Source organism: Brevibacterium antiquum CNRZ 918, from assembly GCF_900169145.1.
GTDB classification, from domain to species: Bacteria; Actinomycetota; Actinomycetes; order Actinomycetales; family Brevibacteriaceae; genus Brevibacterium; species Brevibacterium koreense.
Genome location: NZ_FXZD01000007.1, coordinates 56,869 through 74,163, shown reverse-complemented (window position 1 = coordinate 74,163; position 17,295 = coordinate 56,869). Strand labels below are relative to the sequence as shown.

At 63.4% G+C, this 17,295-nt stretch carries 19 protein-coding genes and 3 pseudogenes; 8 read left to right on the top strand and 14 right to left on the bottom strand.

The window, feature by feature from the left end; genetic code table 11:
- Positions 1–19 precede the first annotated feature (19 nt).
- The 4 genes from BANT918_RS11170 to BANT918_RS11155 form a co-directional block, all read right to left on the bottom strand.
- A complete protein-coding gene (locus BANT918_RS11170; protein WP_233430454.1) occupies positions 20–1,327 on the bottom strand; it encodes a carboxylesterase family protein in 1,308 nt (435 codons plus the stop codon).
- A gap of 10 nt (positions 1,328–1,337) precedes the next feature.
- Entirely contained in the window at positions 1,338–1,847 is a 510-nt protein-coding gene (locus BANT918_RS11165; protein ID WP_101620305.1) for a phosphoribosyltransferase, read from the bottom strand.
- Between the two features lie 37 nt (positions 1,848–1,884).
- Positions 1,885–2,064: a DUF2087 domain-containing protein gene (locus BANT918_RS11160; protein WP_267892104.1), complete on the bottom strand. Its 180-nt coding sequence runs from the start codon at positions 2,062–2,064 to the stop codon at positions 1,885–1,887.
- 134 nt (positions 2,065–2,198) lie between these two features.
- Positions 2,199–2,579: a YchJ family protein gene (locus BANT918_RS11155; RefSeq protein WP_101620303.1), complete on the bottom strand. Its 381-nt coding sequence runs from the start codon at positions 2,577–2,579 to the stop codon at positions 2,199–2,201.
- A gap of 55 nt (positions 2,580–2,634) precedes the next feature.
- Here BANT918_RS11155 and BANT918_RS11150 point away from each other — a divergent pair.
- From BANT918_RS11150 to BANT918_RS11140, 3 genes and pseudogenes are all read left to right on the top strand, one after another.
- A pseudogene (locus tag BANT918_RS11150) lies at positions 2,635–2,733 on the top strand (Fe-S cluster assembly protein HesB); the annotation flags it as partial.
- 100 nt (positions 2,734–2,833) lie between these two features.
- Positions 2,834–3,220 carry a DUF3021 family protein gene (locus BANT918_RS11145; protein WP_096177388.1) on the top strand — a complete coding sequence of 129 codons (387 nt, stop codon included), beginning with the start codon at positions 2,834–2,836 and terminating at the stop codon, positions 3,218–3,220.
- Between the two features lie 84 nt (positions 3,221–3,304).
- Positions 3,305–3,412, top strand: a pseudogene (locus BANT918_RS11140) (Fe-S cluster assembly protein HesB); the annotation flags it as partial.
- 47 nt (positions 3,413–3,459) lie between these two features.
- On the opposite strand, the gene BANT918_RS11135 reads toward BANT918_RS11140, so the two are convergent.
- The 7 genes from BANT918_RS11135 to BANT918_RS11105 form a co-directional block, all read right to left on the bottom strand.
- Entirely contained in the window at positions 3,460–4,014 is a 555-nt protein-coding gene (locus tag BANT918_RS11135; RefSeq protein WP_133067128.1) for a hypothetical protein, read from the bottom strand.
- Positions 4,011–4,568 (bottom strand): hypothetical protein, encoded by a 558-nt coding sequence (locus tag BANT918_RS11130; protein ID WP_096177390.1) that lies wholly within the window; start codon positions 4,566–4,568, stop codon positions 4,011–4,013. The genes BANT918_RS11135 and BANT918_RS11130 overlap by 4 nt, the downstream gene beginning before the upstream one ends.
- A complete protein-coding gene (locus BANT918_RS11125; protein ID WP_096177391.1) occupies positions 4,501–5,592 on the bottom strand; it encodes a relaxase/mobilization nuclease domain-containing protein in 1,092 nt (363 codons plus the stop codon). Before BANT918_RS11125 ends, BANT918_RS11130 begins: the two co-directional genes overlap by 68 nt.
- A complete protein-coding gene (locus tag BANT918_RS17555; protein WP_205677238.1) occupies positions 5,589–6,122 on the bottom strand; it encodes a plasmid mobilization protein in 534 nt (177 codons plus the stop codon). Before BANT918_RS17555 ends, BANT918_RS11125 begins: the two co-directional genes overlap by 4 nt.
- Entirely contained in the window at positions 6,119–7,885 is a 1,767-nt protein-coding gene (locus BANT918_RS11115; RefSeq protein ID WP_096177392.1) for a Rep family protein, read from the bottom strand. The genes BANT918_RS17555 and BANT918_RS11115 overlap by 4 nt, the downstream gene beginning before the upstream one ends.
- A gap of 182 nt (positions 7,886–8,067) precedes the next feature.
- The gene (locus BANT918_RS11110; protein ID WP_096177393.1) at positions 8,068–8,370 is read right to left on the bottom strand and encodes a helix-turn-helix domain-containing protein; all 303 of its coding nucleotides are present in this window, start codon (positions 8,368–8,370) and stop codon (positions 8,068–8,070) included.
- A 289-nt stretch (positions 8,371–8,659) separates the two neighbouring features.
- Positions 8,660–10,198 (bottom strand): recombinase family protein, encoded by a 1,539-nt coding sequence (locus tag BANT918_RS11105; RefSeq protein ID WP_096177394.1) that lies wholly within the window; start codon positions 10,196–10,198, stop codon positions 8,660–8,662.
- A gap of 27 nt (positions 10,199–10,225) precedes the next feature.
- Between BANT918_RS11105 and BANT918_RS11100 the strand changes: the two are divergent.
- From BANT918_RS11100 to BANT918_RS11090, 3 genes and pseudogenes are all read left to right on the top strand, one after another.
- A pseudogene (locus BANT918_RS11100) lies at positions 10,226–10,726 on the top strand (HhH-GPD-type base excision DNA repair protein); the annotation flags it as partial.
- Positions 10,727–10,860: 134 nt separating this feature from the next.
- Positions 10,861–11,502 carry a hypothetical protein gene (locus BANT918_RS11095; protein ID WP_145996976.1) on the top strand — a complete coding sequence of 214 codons (642 nt, stop codon included), beginning with the start codon at positions 10,861–10,863 and terminating at the stop codon, positions 11,500–11,502.
- Positions 11,503–11,876: 374 nt separating this feature from the next.
- On the top strand, positions 11,877–12,368 hold the full coding sequence (locus BANT918_RS11090) for a hypothetical protein (RefSeq protein WP_101620301.1): 492 nt from the start codon (positions 11,877–11,879) through the stop codon (positions 12,366–12,368).
- 39 nt (positions 12,369–12,407) lie between these two features.
- Here the strand turns inward: BANT918_RS11090 and BANT918_RS11085 are convergent, their stop codons facing one another.
- Complete coding sequence (locus BANT918_RS11085) at positions 12,408–13,907, bottom strand: DHA2 family efflux MFS transporter permease subunit (RefSeq protein WP_267892100.1); 1,500 nt, start codon at positions 13,905–13,907, stop codon at positions 12,408–12,410.
- A 78-nt stretch (positions 13,908–13,985) separates the two neighbouring features.
- Between BANT918_RS11085 and BANT918_RS11080 the strand changes: the two genes are divergently transcribed.
- Entirely contained in the window at positions 13,986–15,197 is a 1,212-nt protein-coding gene (locus tag BANT918_RS11080; RefSeq protein ID WP_101620299.1) for an NAD(P)-binding domain-containing protein, read from the top strand.
- On the opposite strand, the gene BANT918_RS11075 is transcribed toward BANT918_RS11080, so the two are convergent.
- Positions 15,194–15,862 carry a hypothetical protein gene (locus BANT918_RS11075; protein ID WP_233430452.1) on the bottom strand — a complete coding sequence of 223 codons (669 nt, stop codon included), beginning with the start codon at positions 15,860–15,862 and terminating at the stop codon, positions 15,194–15,196. The genes BANT918_RS11080 and BANT918_RS11075 overlap by 4 nt on opposite strands.
- Before the next feature lie 115 nt (positions 15,863–15,977).
- Here BANT918_RS11075 and BANT918_RS11070 point away from each other — a divergent pair, with 115 nt between their 5' ends.
- Positions 15,978–16,694: a PIG-L deacetylase family protein gene (locus tag BANT918_RS11070; protein WP_101620298.1), complete on the top strand. Its 717-nt coding sequence runs from the start codon at positions 15,978–15,980 to the stop codon at positions 16,692–16,694.
- A gap of 38 nt (positions 16,695–16,732) precedes the next feature.
- Here BANT918_RS11070 and tpx read toward each other — a convergent pair whose 3' ends face one another.
- Positions 16,733–17,233, bottom strand: coding sequence for a thiol peroxidase (gene tpx / locus BANT918_RS11065; RefSeq protein WP_101620297.1), 501 nt, complete (start codon positions 17,231–17,233; stop codon positions 16,733–16,735).
- Positions 17,234–17,295: the final 62 nt, after the last annotated feature.

Genomic DNA, 17,295 nt, shown 5'->3' with positions numbered 1-17,295 from the left:
GCGTCTCACTGCCGCAAGATCAGCCGAGGATGTCGATGAGCCCGGGCACGGAAACCCGCGGCAATGCGCCCGAGGTCGCGAAACGTCCCCAAATATTGCGCAGCTCTGGACCCGCGATCTGTGCCGATTGGCCGTAGTCGAGGAAGCTGTCGTGCCAGATGTTGCCAGGGAACAGCAGAGGAAGGTCCCCGGAGTGCGCGGCGTCGAAGAAGCTGCCGTCGCCGCGAGAGACGATGAGGAGGCGTGTGCCTTGACCTCCAGACATGCGGTGCCGATCGTAGAATTCTTTAGCCGCACGAGTGTAGACCGCCGAGGTGATGCCTGAGATCAGCGATTCGAGCATCGGGGAGGTCAGGTGGCGGTCGTGCAGACGCCGGAAGGCGGGGACGAAACCGGCGAAGAAGGCGATCTCGCGTTCCGTGCGGGTCATGAGCACATCGTATTTGCGTGCGGCTTCTGACCATGCGGCAGCGGCGTCGGATTTCGCCGGCAACGGATAGGCGCCGTAGTGGACGCCGAAGCACATGCCAGCGTGCAGTCCGCCGACCAATGCAGCCTTGTGCACTTCGTCCTGTGCGGCGAGGATATCGTCGACGCTGGCCTCGGGGTCGATCTTCTCGGCGACCTTCGCCATGGCCCAATTCATCGGTTCGGTGCCACCGGCGAGTCCCAGTGGCGCCGACGCCAGGATCACGCGGCGGAAGAGGCTATCGGTCGCCTCGGCGATCATGAGGTGAGCGCAGGCGTCAGCACCGGCGCTCTGCCCCGCGATCGTGACATTGTGCGGGTCTCCCCCGAATGCTGCGATGTTGCGCTGGACCCACCGCAGTGCCGAAATCTGGTCGAGGAGGCCGAGGTTGGCATGTTCGGGCTTACCTGTTCCCAAGAAACCCAGAACGCCGAGGCGGTAGGTGACCGAGACGACGATGATGTTCTGTTCCTCGACGAGGGTGTGCGGATCGTAGATTGCCGCGTCACCTGCGCCAGCGACGTAGGCACCGCCGTGGATCCACACGAGCACAGGCAGTGCCGAAACGTCGTCGCCCGTGTTCGCGGGAGATGTCACGCTCACCCGCAGGCAGTCTTCGCTGGTGGGCAGGCCCCCAAGCTGATCAAAGGTCATCCCCGCGTTCGGGTCGCGTCGGTGCTGCGGACTTCCGGGGCTGGGATGTCTGCCGTCGATGATGTCAACGGGAGGCTCATCGACGGGACGGGAGAAACGCTGCGCGCGGGCATAGCGGATGCCCCGAGCTCGGATCACTTTGCCGTCGACGTAGGCTCTGACCCGACCGCACGGCGCATCGACATCCCGCCAGGCGTTCAACATGGACTGCCGCCTATTTGGAGGCGACGACCGGGGGCTCTGCCGACCAGGGGAAGACGATCCACTGATCGGTGCGCTTCCACACGAAGTCCGGGTCGATGATGGAGGCTGACTTTGCGTAGATCACTGCGGACTGGGCTTCGGCGCCGTGCTTCTTGAGCAGCTCGAGGACCAGGGCGAGGGTGCGGCCCGAGTCTGCGACATCGTCGACGACGAGCAGTTTCTTGCCTCTGATGGCTTCGATGTCGAGCATCGGTGCCAGGAGGATCGGGTCGGGCAGAGTCTCATGGACATCGGTGTAGAACTCGACATTGATGGCGTCGGAGAGTTTGAGGCCGAGCGCGTAGGCCAGTGCACCGGCAGGCAGCAGGCCGCCGCGGGCGATTGCGATGACGATCTCGGGGTCGTAGTCGGAGTCGGCGATGGTCTGCGCCATGTCCCTGGCCGACGTGCCGAATGTGTCCCACGTGAGGATCTCTTTGTCATTGAGATCGTTCGAATCGGCGTGGTATGCCTGGCCCATGAAGACTCCTTGTGAATGCCCGTTGTTTTCCCGAGCTTCAAGGATACGCGGTCGGTGACTCAGTGCAGAAACGTTTCGAAGACTGCCGTTTTTTGGACGTGGCTCCCGCTGCACTCAGGCTTGTGTTGACGTCCCTCTCGCCATAGATCCGGCCGATCTCGAACGCTGTGAGAATCTCCACCAGAATCACGACCAGTGTCTTGCGCTTCGAGGGGATAGAGACCAGATAGCCCGGTCATGAACGTTCGATCCTGAGCACCCAAGTCTCCCTCCAGTACGAGACTCGCTCAGTGGATCACCGTGACAGCTTCGGCCGAGGGGGCTCTCCCCTGCGCCGATTGCGAAGGTCGATCAGTCGAGAGCATCCAGGTAGACCCACCGGCCGCCCCTGCGGACGAATGAGGAGTTCTCCTCAAGGGTGTGCTCGCCGAGGTGGTCCCGGCATGTTGCTCGGAAGTGCACAGTTCCCGTTTCGTCGGATTCCGATCCTTCTGTCGTGCCCAGGATTTCCAGGCCCAACCACGTGGTGTCGGTGTCGAGTCCGATGTCGGCGGGCCGGGTCTTGGCGTGCCAGGTGCGAAAGAGGTGGTCTTCGTTTCCGCGGGCGAACGCGGTGTAGCGGGAGCGCATAAGCGCCTCAGCTGTTGTTGGCCATGTCTCTGAGTCCAAGGCAGGACGGCAGCAGTTGTCATAGTCGGCGCCGGGCGGCGTTCCAGAACAGGGGCAGATCATGATCCGATGGTATCTCTGAGGTGCTTGCTGGCTGGTTACATGCCACTATGGACGGATGAGCTCAGTTTTCCTCTCCGGCGATGCCGAAGCCGATGCCCTCCTCGCCGATGACTCCTTTGCCCTGCTGACGGGCATGCTGCTCGACCAGCAGGTGCGCTGACCATGGGGAGCTGATTCCATACTGGCGCGGCGGCTGCGCTTCCCCTCTTTTGGGGGTGATCGAGCCCATCTGCTGCATCGCCTATCCTGGGTGTATGAAGCGAGCTGTCCGGTTCCTGCTGTCAGGTGTGTTGACGCTGGTCATCATGCTGGCTCTCTCTTTCGCGATCGATGATCCTGCCCAGGCGCGCGGCACGCGTACGGTGGGGGTCATCGTCGGAGTCGTGATCGCCGCGATCCCGATCTATGACATCGATCGTTGGTCATTGCTGAAACGCACCATCGTGCATACCGCTGTGATGGCCGGGACTGTGATTCCTTGCTTGATCTTCAGCGGTTGGTTTGACCTGAACGCAAGTACCGGTGTGCTCGCCCTTGTTGGCACATTTGTGGGGTTCGGCGTCGTCGGCTGGGGAATCGGCTTCATCATCACGCGCCTCCTCTACAGGCGGAGCAAGGTCGCTTCTTCGGACTCTGCCTAGCCACACGGCACTGCACGCCGTCGCCCGGTCACAACCATCCGGATTTTCGGGATTTCAATTTCGATGCGAGTTACGCTCGATGTCATGGCCCTTCGCATCACCGGAGACACCGCCGCCGACGCCCTGCTCACCGACAACCCGCTCGCGCTGCTGATCGGCATGCTCCTGGACTCAAGTGCCGTCAGTAGAACGGGACCCTGCTGCGCACTGCAACGGGGTCCCGAGCGCTGAGCCTAGGCTCAGCCGCCGAACTGCCGCTCGTCGGCCTCGTCGCGGCGATACCGTTCGAGGCCGAGGCTCGTCTCGAATCCGCCCTCATCATCGTCCCAGCCGTCCCCCTCAACCCGGACCCGTTCGGCCTTGGCCCGGCCGCGGAGGTCGGCAACGAGTCGACCCACCTCGACGGCGAGCCGCTGGCGGACGAGCACGTCGGGGCCGATGTGCTCGGGCGACGACCGCAACCGTCCCGCGATGTGACCATCATTGCCGCGAGGCAGGAGGTCGCCGACGACGGCGAACACTTCAACCTTCGAACCGCGGAACGGCACCGTCACGTGCTGCCAGGGCTCGACGCAACTCTCCATGGCCTCGATCTGCGCCGGGCTGAGCTTCTGCGTGTGCTTCGACAACAACAGGCTCCGCTGACCGACCGCGAGCGGGTCGAGGCGACTGAGCTGCACCGAGTGGCGGCCGAGGCTGTCGCGAATGACGATGAGCCGACGACTGCGCCGATCCTCCGGGGACGCCTTAGCGCCGAGGTGCACGAGAGGTACAGTCTTGCCCTGCGCCGTCACCGCGACCACTCCCTGAACTTCTGCGCAAGCTTCGCCCCGCCGAGGATCACGACCCCGACGAACAGCCCTAACGCGACGATCCACCCGCCGATCACCGCGACCCGGCCGAAGCCCTCGGCACCGGTCACCGTGGGCACGGCGGCGAAGCCGCACAGGACGCCGATCACCGCGACGAATGCGACGAGGGCGAACGGGAGCACCGCGGCCCCGGCGTGCGTCAGCACGGCCCGCATGCCCACGACCCGTTCCTGCACGGCCTCAGCCCGGGTCATCCGCTTATCGATCGCCTTGAGGTTCGACGCCATGACCTCACGGATCGAGGTCGCCGTCCTCTCCATCTCGGCACGCAGCGCCTCGATGCGGGGCTTGACAGCCTCGGCGACGGCTTCGGCCACGTCGTCGCCGACGATCCGGGCAACCTCGGAGCTGTCGAGGGTCACGGACGTGCGGCCGCGGAGATCGGCGACGAGTTGATTCGCGAAGGCCTCAGAGCGAGCGACCTCGGTCGCGCCCTCGGTTCGCAGAGCCTCCAGAGACGCTGCGAGCCGTTCCACGACCTCGGCGTCGGCCGAAGCTCCGTTCCCGTTCAGACGCAGCCGCGTGAGCGTCTGCACGGTCTCTTTGAGTGCGACCCCCTGCTCGGCGACCTGCTCCTCGACCTGCCTCAGCCTCTGCGAGTTCGAGTCGTGCGCGGGCGAGGTCGAGGCCTGCTGCTGCTCGATCCTCTCGTTGCTCATATCCTCGTAAATACCCATCGTCCTGCTTCTCCCTTTCCTTGCTATTGCTGTGAAACTCGAAAATCTGTTGTGTACCTTCGGCGGTGAATTCAGGAGTGAGACCGGATGCCTTACGCCTGCCGATCTTCCCGTTGTCAGACCTGCGCATCTTGTAGGTGAGGCCGTCCCGCTTCGTCTCCGCGAGGGTGACGCCGTGCTCCGAAAGCACGTCGGTGAACGCCTCGCGGGAGACGGAGCGGGGGTCGCGCAACGAGTCGGCAACACGGTCACCGAGTTCGCGCTCAAAACCTCCGACTGCGAACTCCTCACGCCTCTGAGACCAGTCGAGCGGGGGCCGCTCGGGCGACGGCAGCACCCGGCAGCCCTCATCTTTCATGAGTTTGTCGTTTGTCCACCGAAGACCCCGTTTCCACGAGGTGTTGCGCTTGAGCGCCTTACCGGTAAGCCGGTCGTGATTGATCTGGTACACGTGGTTGTGCGCATGGCCAGCGGCAGAGTCAATATGCGTCGCAACGAGGTAATCTGCCGAGTTCAGCCGCTTCGCCAGCTTCACCCCCAGCTCGTGAACGCGTCGAACATCGTCGGGGCTGTTCACGTCGAACTCGTCCGGAGGAAAGTTCTGCGTGTACGAGTACAACTCGACCTTGCGGCCGTGAGCCTTCGACAGCGCCTCGGCACGGGCGACGAAATCCTCGGCAGACCCGACCGAGCAGCTGAACTCCGCGGCCCGGTTCGTACCGTTCGCGAGGTGCTCGGCACGCTCCGCATCCCCACGGCCGTAGAGGGCGTATCCCACCGAGTCCGCGGCCGACTTCGACGGTCGGACGTTACACGTGCTCATGACAGCTGCACCCTGTCCCCGAGCCGAGACCGCACCTCATCGACAGCGCCGAGGACTGCGCCGAGGAGACGGTCATCGACCGCACCTCCACGGCGCAGGACCTGGTTCAAGTTCACCCCGACCCGGCGCAGCTGCTCGACCGCTGCCGCCAGCTCGGGACTGGGCGCCATGGCCGCTGCGGCCTCCATCGCCTCGACATGCCCGCCCCTGGAATCGAGAGCATCGAGTACCGTCGCACGGACCCACGCCGAGGGCGCGGTCCCGAGGCGGTCGGCCCGCCGACGGATCGCTTCGCGCTCCGCGGCCGTGAGCCTGACGTCGAGCCGCGCGGCACGATTCGCCGGGGGCGAATCAGTGCCTGCGCGCTCGACTCCCTGGACATGGTGACGGGTTCGGCCAGCAGGGCGATTGTCCGACACAGCGCTGGCGCTCGTGTCGTCAATCGCCGCTGGCCCTCGTCCTCGGTCGCTTGCGCTCCCTGCGGGCGAGGGGGTGCGACGCACGGCGTCGCGGGTCTCGGCGGCGCTCATGACGCACCGCCTTCGATAATGTCGAGAACTTCGCGCCTGCTCGACTGCGGAAGCTCGTAAAACCCGGCCTCGCGGAGCCGCCCGATATGCTCGTTGACCTTGGTCAATTCCTCGCGCTGCGATGCCAGCCGCGCTTGCCGCCGCTGCTCCTCCTCGACGGCGACGCCATCGAGCACCGCGGCGTGCACCTCGGCCGCGTGCTCGGCGTCCGCCTGCTCCAGCGCCTCGCCGTCGAGCACCTCGATCCCGGCGAGCAACTCACCGACGACATCCGCACCCGCACGATCGGCGACCGGCTGGAGAGCGCGGTGCTGATCGATGATCGGGCGCAGGAGCACCTCGCCGACCTGGAACGTCGCGGCCTCGCGCTCCTCATCGCTCTCGATTGCGTCGAGTCCGCTGCACACGGCCTTCATGCTGGCCCTCATCCGGGCGACCTTCTGGTAGGCGAGGAAGTCGTCGGTGTCGTCTGCGAAGCCGCGATTGAGCAGCATCTCGATGCTGTCCGGCGTCACCTCGAACACCACCGGGAAACGGCCCCACGACTGACTGCGATCCTCGGCCTCGTGCACATTGCCGCTGGCATCGGTGTACTCACCGGCCAGGCCATCGAGGTACTCGGCGTACGGCGTCGTCTTCGCGATGATGTTCACTGCGTGGACGAGCCGCACGGAGCCGTACTTGATGTTCGCGTCGCTCGCGCTCGGGTGATCGTCGAAGACCTGCCACACGCCTTCCCGGCTGCCGAGTGCAGCCAAGAGACCGGGCACGCTGTAGTCGTCCCAGATGATCACCGGCTGCCCCTTGTAGTTCTGGAGCGGCACGCGGGCATCCGTCGCGACGTGGTAGCACTCGTCGGCTTCGAGATCGGGGTAGAGCATCCGGGCAAAGAGCTTCGCGAGCTGCGTCTTGCCCGTCCGTCCCTTGCGCACGGCACCGGCGGGAGAGCCGATGTAGTAGTTCATCCGATGCCGTGGCGCAGGCTGGTGCAGCATGAAGTCCTGGCGGAGCTTCTGCAGCTTCTCCAGGTCCTGGATGTAGATCGCGCGCTCGTTCTCACGTACCTGCTTCAGCGTCATCTCGCCGAGCATCACGGCCTCGCGGATCGCGTCACGCTTCTTGAGACTTGCCCGCTGACCGGCCTTCGCAGACCGTGCCAGCTTGTGGTCGTCCAGAGCTGGACGCCAGTCGAAGCTCGCGTGCACCTCCTCGTCGGCATAGTGATGCTTGCCCTTCGCGAGCTGATTCGGATGCTCGTGCGTCAAATACTCGACAAGGTCCATGAAGGACCCCTGAGGCTTGACTTCGACCTGGCTCGGCGACACCCCGAACAGACGGGCGATCTGACCGACGCTCGCGAACGACTTGCGTTCGACGGCCACGTGATAGCCGTCAGCCTTCGGATCGCCCAGCACGGCCGCCGGGTTCCGCTTCACGTCGTCCTCGGAGATCACGTCCTTGTCGTGCTTGACCCACGCCCAGCGCGTGATGCCCTTGCGCGCGACGGCCCGCTCGATCTGCGCCTCGTCGAGCAGCACACGACCATCCGTATAGCGCTCGTTCTGCGTGATGAAGAAGACGCGACCTCCCAGTTCCTCGGCGTAGGCCCACGCGCCGCCCTCCTTGTACGGGTCTTCGTCGGTACCCACGAGATCGAGCAGACGAAGCGTCTCGGGCAGCTCGCCGACCGACGTCGAATTCGTCTCGGAGCCATCAAAAACGACTGAAACGACTTCGTTGCTGGCGGGGGGACACAAGCCCATGGTCCCCCCGCCTGACCTGGAGCTTTGGCTGTCTGAGGGGCCGAAAACGACTGAAACGACTTCATCCTCAGAACCAAGAATGACCGTCGTTTCGCTCCCGCCCTCGGTTGCTGCGCTCCCTCGGTTGGGGGACAGGGGAAGGTCAGCAGGTTGACGGCGCTGGGCGCGTGCTCGGCGGCCGCTCATCGGCTATCACCGACAGAGAGACGACCGAGGCGTTCACGCTGCGCGTCGGTGAGAGCAGGGGCCGAGGCGAGCACTCGCTCGACGGCCCGGTCAAGCTCCGTCGCTGCGACAGGCCCGGCGGAGACGGCGAGGGCGTCGAGGTCGGCCCTGCGCACCTTGAGACGGGAGCCGATTTTGACCGCGGGGAGACGACCGTCTGCGATGTACCGGCGCAGGGTCGAGTACGCCCCGTAGCCGAGGTCAACGGCGCTCTGAAGACTGACGAGTTGCTGAACGGAATCCGCGACGAGGGCGGACATGACAAACCTCCGGTAAACAGCTCATCCGTCTGTGACGAGCGTTACCGGGGTCAATCGGCACCCCAGCCCGGCGACCTTCGCCTCGAGGCTCTGTCGGCATCCCTGCTCCGTCGCGCAGGCACGTGATGATCAAAGTCATCAACCGAGCAATCCCACCCCGGTCCAGGCTCTCCCTCCGGCCCCGCGGGATTTACGAGGCCGACGATCCCGAGTTTTGAGATCGTCATCAAGATTACTCACGATCTTAATGTTCATGTCAAGCGGTGTCAACGCCGAGCGCGAACGAGCGCTAGTCCTGTCGCCACACGACCTCGATCCGGTCATAGTCGAGCTTGTTCTGACGCTGCCGCCCCGGATGGATAAGGACGGCCTCGATCAGAGTCTCGACGATGGCCCGGCGCTTATCCGTGGACATGCCTGCCCACACCTCGGGCGTGACCCTCGCTGTGGTCGGCCCTGCGGTGGCGCGGATGAACTCGCCGCGCTCGGCCTCCAGTCGCTCCTGCTCCTCCTGCAACTGCTGGACCTGGGGGAACACGACCGATCCCGAGAGCAGGCCCGTGCGATGCACACTCATCAGCTCCGTGATCGCTTCTTTCACCTGGGCGAGCCGACCGTCGCCGGAAAACTCCGGCGCAGGGCGCTCCATGTCCTCGACGGCCAGCCGGTCGAGCACGACTCGCTCAAGGAAGGCGTCGGTGCCGTGCCCCGAGACGCTGACCGCGTGCTTGTCATCCGCTCCGCCCTGGCAAACGTAGTAGAACCGCATTTCGCCGCCGGTCTCACCCCAGCGGTTGCCGTACATCTGCCGATGGCACACGGCGCAACGGACGAGCCCGGAGAGCAGATAGCGCCGGGCACCCCTTCGGGGCTTCACCTTGCGATTATCAGGCCTGACCAAAGCCTCTTGGAGTCGATCAAACGTGTCCTGATCGAGCAGCGGCTCGACGGGCTCACCCGCACGCGGGTTCTTCGCCCGAGCTGGCTTGCCGTCCTCCCCGACGACCGCCAACGTCTGAGGCTGGACGAGGCGGACTGGCTTCCCGTCCCTGTCTGTGGCGATCTTGCCCTGATGGACGCGCCAACCGGCGAGCCTCGGATTCGAGAGCATGTGACGGATCACCGAGCGATTCCAGGCACCGCCGCGAACAGTCTTGATCCCGGCCGCGGCCCACTCCTCGGCAATGCCGCGGATGGACGCGCCGTCGATGATGTCCTGCGCTGCCTTACGGACGAGAGGGGCCTCGACGGGGCAGTGGGTCACCTTGTCAGCGAGGAACCCGAATGGACGGGAGCCTCCCACTGGCCTGCCCTCATGAGCCGACTCCAGATGAGCCCGGGCCACTCGCCGAGCCGTGTCGGCGCTCGACTTCTGCGCCATGGTCACCATGACCCGGGCCATCGCCCGGCCCGAGTCTGACATGAGGTCGGTCCCCGCCGATGTGGCCGAGATGATGAGTGAGCCGTGGTGCTGCACGACCTCGATGGCGTCCTCAAGGTCGCGGGGGTCGCGGGCGAGGCGGTCCAGGTCGTAGACGGCGAGAGCCGTGATGACACCGGCGCGGAGGTCGCGGAGCGCCTGAGCCCAGACGGGACGGATGACGCGGTACGCCTGCCGCTGCTCGCCGTACTCGTCCGTGATCGTCACTCGCTTGCGCTTGTAGGCAGATGTGTCGTTTTCGAGATAGAAACGTGCCTCGTCCAGCGACTCACCCCCGCGCCTGACGATCTCGGCGTCGATGTCCTCGCGCTGCCGCCGGACGCCAGACCTCTCGTCGCGAGGATCCTCCGAGATTCGGGCGTACCCGCCCCATACCAGTTCAGCCATAAACCGAGCCTACTACATGGTTAAAATATGTGGTGCGACCAGCAGGTGCCGATGGAAGTTGCGTTCGCCGGACCAGCGAAGCTTGCTGAGCGTCTGGGCAAGCTCGATGTGGTCGAGATTGCTGAGATGAATCCGGATGAGTTCCTGGAGAAGTTCTCGATCAAACCGGCAGTGCATCGTTTCCCGAAGTCAATGGCGACGCGAGTGCAGAAGCTGGCAGCAGAGATCGTCGACGAATATGACGCTGACACTGCAGCGATCTGGACGTCCGGAGATCCGACGGGTCCCGAGGTCCTCAAACGCTTGAAGAAGCTGCCTGGTTTCGGTGAGCAGAAGGCAAAGATCTTCCTGGCCCTCCTGGGCAAACAATTCGATTTCAACGCCGATGGATGGCGCGAGGCAGCTGGAGACTACGGCACTGCAGACAGCCGTCGCTCGATCGCCGATGTGGTCGATGAGGACACTCTGTTGGAAGTCCGCGCCTTCAAGAAGCAGCAGAAGGCGGCCGCGAAAGCAGCCAAGAAGTAGCTCCGCTCACTCGCGGGCAGGTTATCCACAGATTCAACTTCGCCTGTTCTCAAAGTCACAGTTCTCGCATAATGTAGAGATTCCGGGCGCGATTCGTACATCGGCGCCGGAGTTCTCGACCACAGAGGCGTGGAATGAAAACTGGACTTGGCGGACGTATCCGCTATCGAACGACGACGAGCATTGCACTGACAGCCGCACTGGCACTGCCGCTTGTACTGTCGGGATGCGAAGACCACTCCCCTGTGGCTGCACCGACATCGACTCTGCCCGCCAAGGATCCTACGGCGGCATCCCCTGCTGCCGATCCGCAGCCCACGATCCCCGCCTACGAGACCGAGCTTGATCTGAGTCCTGAGGAGACGGAAGCCGTCGAAGGGGCATTGGTCGCGTTCGAGGGGTTTTTCCGATCGGTAAATTCTGCCTATTCGGGCAACTTTGAGACTGCGGACGATTTTCCGAAATTCGCCAGTGGAGACGCGTTGGAGTCAATTAAAGGTGATGCCCAAGTCGTCAAGGACGGCACCTATCAATTCGCTGGGAACATCTCACCAAGCAAAATAGCCATCGACGATGTCAAAAGTGCAGATGGCTCGAAAGACGTGAACATAGTCTCTGTGAATTTCTGTTTCGACTTGACCGAATGGTCTCTGCACCCAACGGACGAAGCAGATACGACGTCGAATTCGGACTTCGTCACAATGGAACACACGATCGAGAAGACTTCTAGCGGCTGGCGAGTCGCAGAACAATCCTTAAAAGAGAAGCGATGCTGAGGCTAAAGATCAACATCGCTATCGCTATTTTCGTAAGTTTAATTGCCGCGATTCTGGTCCCCTTACCCGCCGTAGCCGGACCGAACTGCGATATGAGAAATATAAATAATTGCTCGGCTGACGCTCCTGGGGAAGGCGGCGGTAACCCAGCTCCACCTCCCCCGCCAGTTCCGGCCCCCGGAGGGGGCGGATCCGACGGCGGAGGTAGCGGCGGGGGCGGGTCCGGTGGTGGCGAGGGCCCCGGTTCCGGCGGTGGAGACGGTGGGAACGGCGGTGGTGGAGGCGGACTGCCTGATTGCGTCTTCGAAGAAGTCGGTCATATCTGTGCGGATTTGCCTGGCCCCGGCCCGGGCCCCGGCGGTGGCGGCGCGCCTGTGCGGCCGGAACCACCCACCCGTATTCCTGAGTCACAGTTCCAGACCTTCGACATTCCAGCTCCGACGATTCATGCCTGGCCAAAGGATTGGGCCGTCATCGGCAAACCGGCTGCCTTCTGGACGGATGCGGGCACCAGCTATATCGACATGACGCTGTTGACGTACGCGGTGACAGTGAAGGTCACCCCTGAGAAGTACCACTGGGATTTCGGTGACGACACCGGCGGAACAACCTCGAAGTCCGGATCAAAACCACGGCCCGGCGACGAACCGCAGATCGGGCATGACTACCAGAAGACCGGAGCGAAGACTGTTGGTATGACTGCGACGTTCAGCGGGGAGTTCTCTGTGGACGGTGGGCCTTGGCTGCCGATCGATGGGTTCGCTCACGTGGCCAGCAACGAGATATCGATCGATGTCTACCGCTTCCATCGCTATCTTGTCGATGAGGACTGCTACATGAACCCGCGAGGGCCCGACTGCAACTGAACCTCAGCCGATTTCGGCTAAGAACGCCCGACAAACAAGTCAGCCCCGCACCCGGACTTTCGGCTTTTCGAAGAACAGCACTGCGACGAAACCGATCAGGATGAGCCCTGCCGGCAACCACAGGGACTGGCCCATCGCATGAGCGAACCCGGTGGCGATTGCCTCCGGCATCCCCGCGCCACCGCCGCCTGCTGCCAGACCGCCGGCAGCCTCCGCCCTCGAGCCGCCGGTCATCCGGCTAGCGTCGTCGATGTTGGCGGCCAGACGAGACTCCATCGCCACGGCGATCGCAGCACTGCCGAACACCGCACCGATCTGTCGCACGGTGTTGTACACACCCGAGCCTGCACCGGCGTGATGGAGGGCAAGGTTTCGAGTCGCCGTCGAACTGATCGGTGCCCACATGAAACCGTTGGCCACACCCAGAAGCAGGATCGGCGGCATCAGCACCCATGGCGACGTGTCCGAGCCCAGAATCGAGCCGATCCAGAACAGTGCGATGGAGAACGACCCCAAGCCAATGCCGGCAAAGACACGCGGACTTCCCCGGTCGACCATCTTGCCCACGAACGGGGCCAGCACCCCGGAGAGAATCGCCATCGGTGCCACCAGCAGCGCTGACTGGGTGGGCGAATATCCCAGCACAGTCTGGGCCCACAGCATCAGTGGGAACATCATCGCGGTGATGCCGAAGCCCACTGTCAACATTGCGATGCTGGCCAAGGTGAAGTTGCGATCCTTGAACAGCGAGAGGGGAACGAGCACCTCGGCGCGTGTGTACTTCTGCCACAGGACGAATCCGATGAGGAAGAGTATTCCCCCGCCGATGACGAAGGGGACGGTGATGGGCCCGATCAGCGGGCCCCACCTGACTCCGTGCGCCTGCTGGATGCCGTAGACCAAGAGGAACAGGCCGCAGGCTGAGAGAACGACCCCCAGCCAGTCGAAGCTGTGGGCATGCGTTTCCAAACGCGGCACGAGTCTCCAAGCCAGGACGAAAGCAATGATTCCGACGGGAACGTTGACGAAGAAGATCCACTCCCATCCGAAACCGTCCACGAGGAGCCCTCCCACAATGGGGCCGACCAGCGTCGCGATCCCGGCGACCGCGCCCCACATCCCCATTGCGGGCCCACGACGGTCGGCAGGAAAGACCCGCGTGATCACGGCCATAGTCTGCGGCGTCATCGCTGCCGCACCGAGTCCCTGCACCACGCGGGCCACGATCAGTGCACCCACGGTGGTTGTCAGTCCGCACCACAGGGAGCTGATTGTGAAGACGATGAGCCCGACCATGTACACACGCTTCGGCCCGAACCTGTCTCCCAGTCGGCCCGTGATCAGCAACGGCACGACATACGCGAGCAGATACGCCGAGGTGACCCACACGACCGCATTGATGTCCGCATGCAGCGATTCCATGATGTCCGGCATCGCCACGGATACGATGGTCGAGTCGACGAGGATCATGAAAAAGCCGATACACAATGCCCACAGGGCATGCCACGGATTGCTCGAAGTATCTGCTTGATTGCTCACCGACCAAGCTTTATCCTGATCCGCGCCCCGGTCAACTCATATGGTCCGCAGGCGGCCAGAACCTGAAACAATGGCAACATGGTGTGCCGAATCTCGGAGTTGCTCGTCGATTCCCATTGGCCGATCGTCATCATCGGCGCGGGCCAGGCTGGGCTCTCGGCCGCCCATTATCTCTGGCGTGATGGACTGGTGCCTGGCAAGGATTTCATCGTCCTCGACGCCGGGTCCGGACCCGGCGGCGCGTGGCGTGAACGGTGGGATTCCCTGACGTTGGGGTCGACGAACCATGTGGCGGATCTGCCGGGATTCCCCCTGGGCACACCGGATCCCTCAGTACCCGCCTCGGCGGTGGTCTCCGACTACTATTCGCGTTTCGAACGCGAACTCGAACTCTGCGTCGTCCGCCCCGCAGAGGTGGTCACCGTGAACTCCCCCACCCCCGGCTCCGGGCCGTTGGAGATCACGACAAAGATCGACGGTGAACGTATTCCCCTCTCGGCCCGGTACCTGATCAATGCGACCGGAACGTGGACTCATCCCTACGTTCCGTTCGTGCCCGGCATCGCCGAATTCGAGGGCCGCCAACTGCACACCGCCAATTTCCGCGATGTCGAGGACTTCCGGGGGTTGCGGACCTTGGTCGTCGGCGGCGGCATCTCCGCAACCCAGTTCCTCCTCGAACTCGCAACAGTGACCCAGACGCTGTGGGCCACGCGCCGGCCCCCGAACTTCACCTCGCGAGAGTTCGACGGCAGATGGGGACTCGAGGTCGAACGTGCCGTGCGGTCGCGCACCTTGGCAGGACTTGCCCCGGCCAGTGTCGTGCGCACCACCGGCCTGCCTGTCCGCCAGGATTTCCGCGACGGCGTCGAATCAGAGGTTCTCGTCTCGCGTGGAATGTTCGATGCGATCCTGCCCCATGGGGTGCACTTCCCCGGGCGGGTGGGCGAAGCACAGACGACCTCGGAGGGGCTTGGACCCTCGGCAAGTGACCATTTGGCTCTGCCTGAGTCTTGGCAGCCCTTCGACCAAGAACGTGTCGAAGAGGTCGACGTCATCTTCTGGAACACCGGATTCCGGGCCGCCCTCAACCATTTGGCACCGCTGCATCTGCGCACACCCGACGGTGGAATTTCCATGGAGACAGAGGTCTCGGTCAAGGATGACCGCCGAATCTTCCTCGTCGGATACGGCTCCGCGAGCTCAACGGTCGGCGCCACACGAGCGGGACGGATCGCGGCCAGAGAACTGCTCAAACGGCGCACAGGGGCACCGCGGGCACGCACTTAGGACAGAGCCGGCGAATCAAGGACCTGATCGGCGAAGCTGACGGTCGGCAACATCTGCGCGTAGAGGTCGGAGGTGGCTTGGTCACTTGTCACCGTGACCATCTCGACGCTGACTTTGTACAGTCGACCGTCAACGGAGATTCCGGCAATTGCTCCGAAAAGCACAGACTCGGATTCGTCGATAGCACGGATCTCCTGGCGGGCGAGCAGCCCGTGGACTGTCCAGTAGACGCCACCGGTCACTGTCCCGGACGTCTCCTCCAAAACGCTCGATCGCGATTCCCCGAAGGTCTGTTCCTGTGCCGTATCGATGATGCTCTGTGCCGTGTCGTCGCCTGCTTCATAGCAGTTGACGGTGATGATGGCTCCGTGATCGCGGCTGTAGAGCTGATAGCTGTCGTAGGCGAGATCATCGTTCCATTCGCCGTCCATGGCCATCTGTACCTTGATCGGGCATTCTGGGCCCAGATCGACCCTCACCTGGGTCATCCCCGCAGGAATCGCAGGAGTGTCGGTCTCCTGGGGCGTCTCTCCTACGGAACCGTCATCGATGCCGACGCTGACCGGTCGCGAATCGCCCTCTGCTGTGCTCACACGCAGTGCTGAGCATCCGGTGAGGGACAGGCCCAGCACGATCACACTTGCCAGGAGGAGACTCCGATGCATGGGCCTGCTTTCGAACGGTGGAGTGGCGCTGCTTGGACACAGCCACTCACATGGTACCCACAGCGACCGCAGCCCGCACTGGCACAACTGTCGGGCGGGGCTTAGCCTTTAGACTATGACTGAGCTTCCGATCTTCGACGACGATGATGTCAATCGCCTCCTGTGCATCGTCGCCCACCCCGACGACATGGAATACGGTGCCTCCGCGGCCGTGGCCAAATGGACCGACCAGGGAAGGGCCGTGTCCTACCTGCTCCTGACTCGTGGGGAAGCCGGAATCCGCGAAATGAACCCTGAGAAGGTTGTTCCCCTACGAGAGGGTGAGCAACGACAGGCATGCACGATCGTCGGTGTTGAGGACCTTGAAATCCTTGACTTCCCCGACGGCCTCCTCGAGCCAAGCCACGAACTTCGGCGTGCGATCGCCAAGAAGATCCGTCAGTTCAAGCCCGACGCCGTGATGGTGACCAACTGGGAACTCAAGATGCCTTGGGGACTGAACCATGTCGACCATCGGGCAGCCGGCATCGCGACAGTCGATGCGATCCGCGATGCCGACAATCCGTGGGTCTTCACCGACCTCAAGGACGACGGCCTCGAGGCGTGGAAGGCCGACAGGCTGTTGGTCAACATGGCTGATGCCACCCATGCCGTCGTCCTCGACGACGAACACGTCGACCGGGCCGTGCGCTCGTTGGAGGCTCATACCGTCTATCTCGAGGCGCTCCCCGACCATCCGGCCCCCTCGGACATGATCCCCCGAATCACCTCGGAAGCCGGAACACGGGCAGGCGTGAAGTACGCGCTGCCCGTGCAGGTATTCGATATGTAGCACCCGGCTCACCGAATCGGTGACCGGGCCTGACTCACTCAGGCGCCGAGTGCGGCGACCGCCGAGTCGTAATCAGGTTCGGTGCCGATCTCATCGACCAGCTGCTTGTGGATGACGGTGCCCTTTTCGTCGAGGACGACGACTGAGCGAGCCAGCAGCCCGGCCAGAGGGCCATCGACCATGGTCACACCGAATTCCTTGCCGAAGGCGCTGCGGAAGCTTGATGCGGTGACGACGTTCTCGATGCCTTCGGCGCCACAGAAGCGCGCCTGTGCGAAGGGCAGGTCGTTGGACACACACAGGACCGTGGTGTTCTCCAGGCTCGCGGCGAGTTCGTTGAACTTACGTACCGAGTCGGCACAGACACCGGTGTCCACGCTCGGGAAGATGTTGAGCACAACACGCTTACCAGCTGTGTCCTGGGAATTCACTTCACCGAGATCGTTGCCCACCAGGCTGAATGCCGGTGCCTGCACACCTTTGTCAGGAAGGTTGCCTACGGTCTTGACCGGTGTTCCCTGAAATGCTGTGGTCGCCATGCTTCGCGCTCTCTTTCAATCGTGATCGATGCTGTCAGTACCCACCCTACGTGAGATGACCG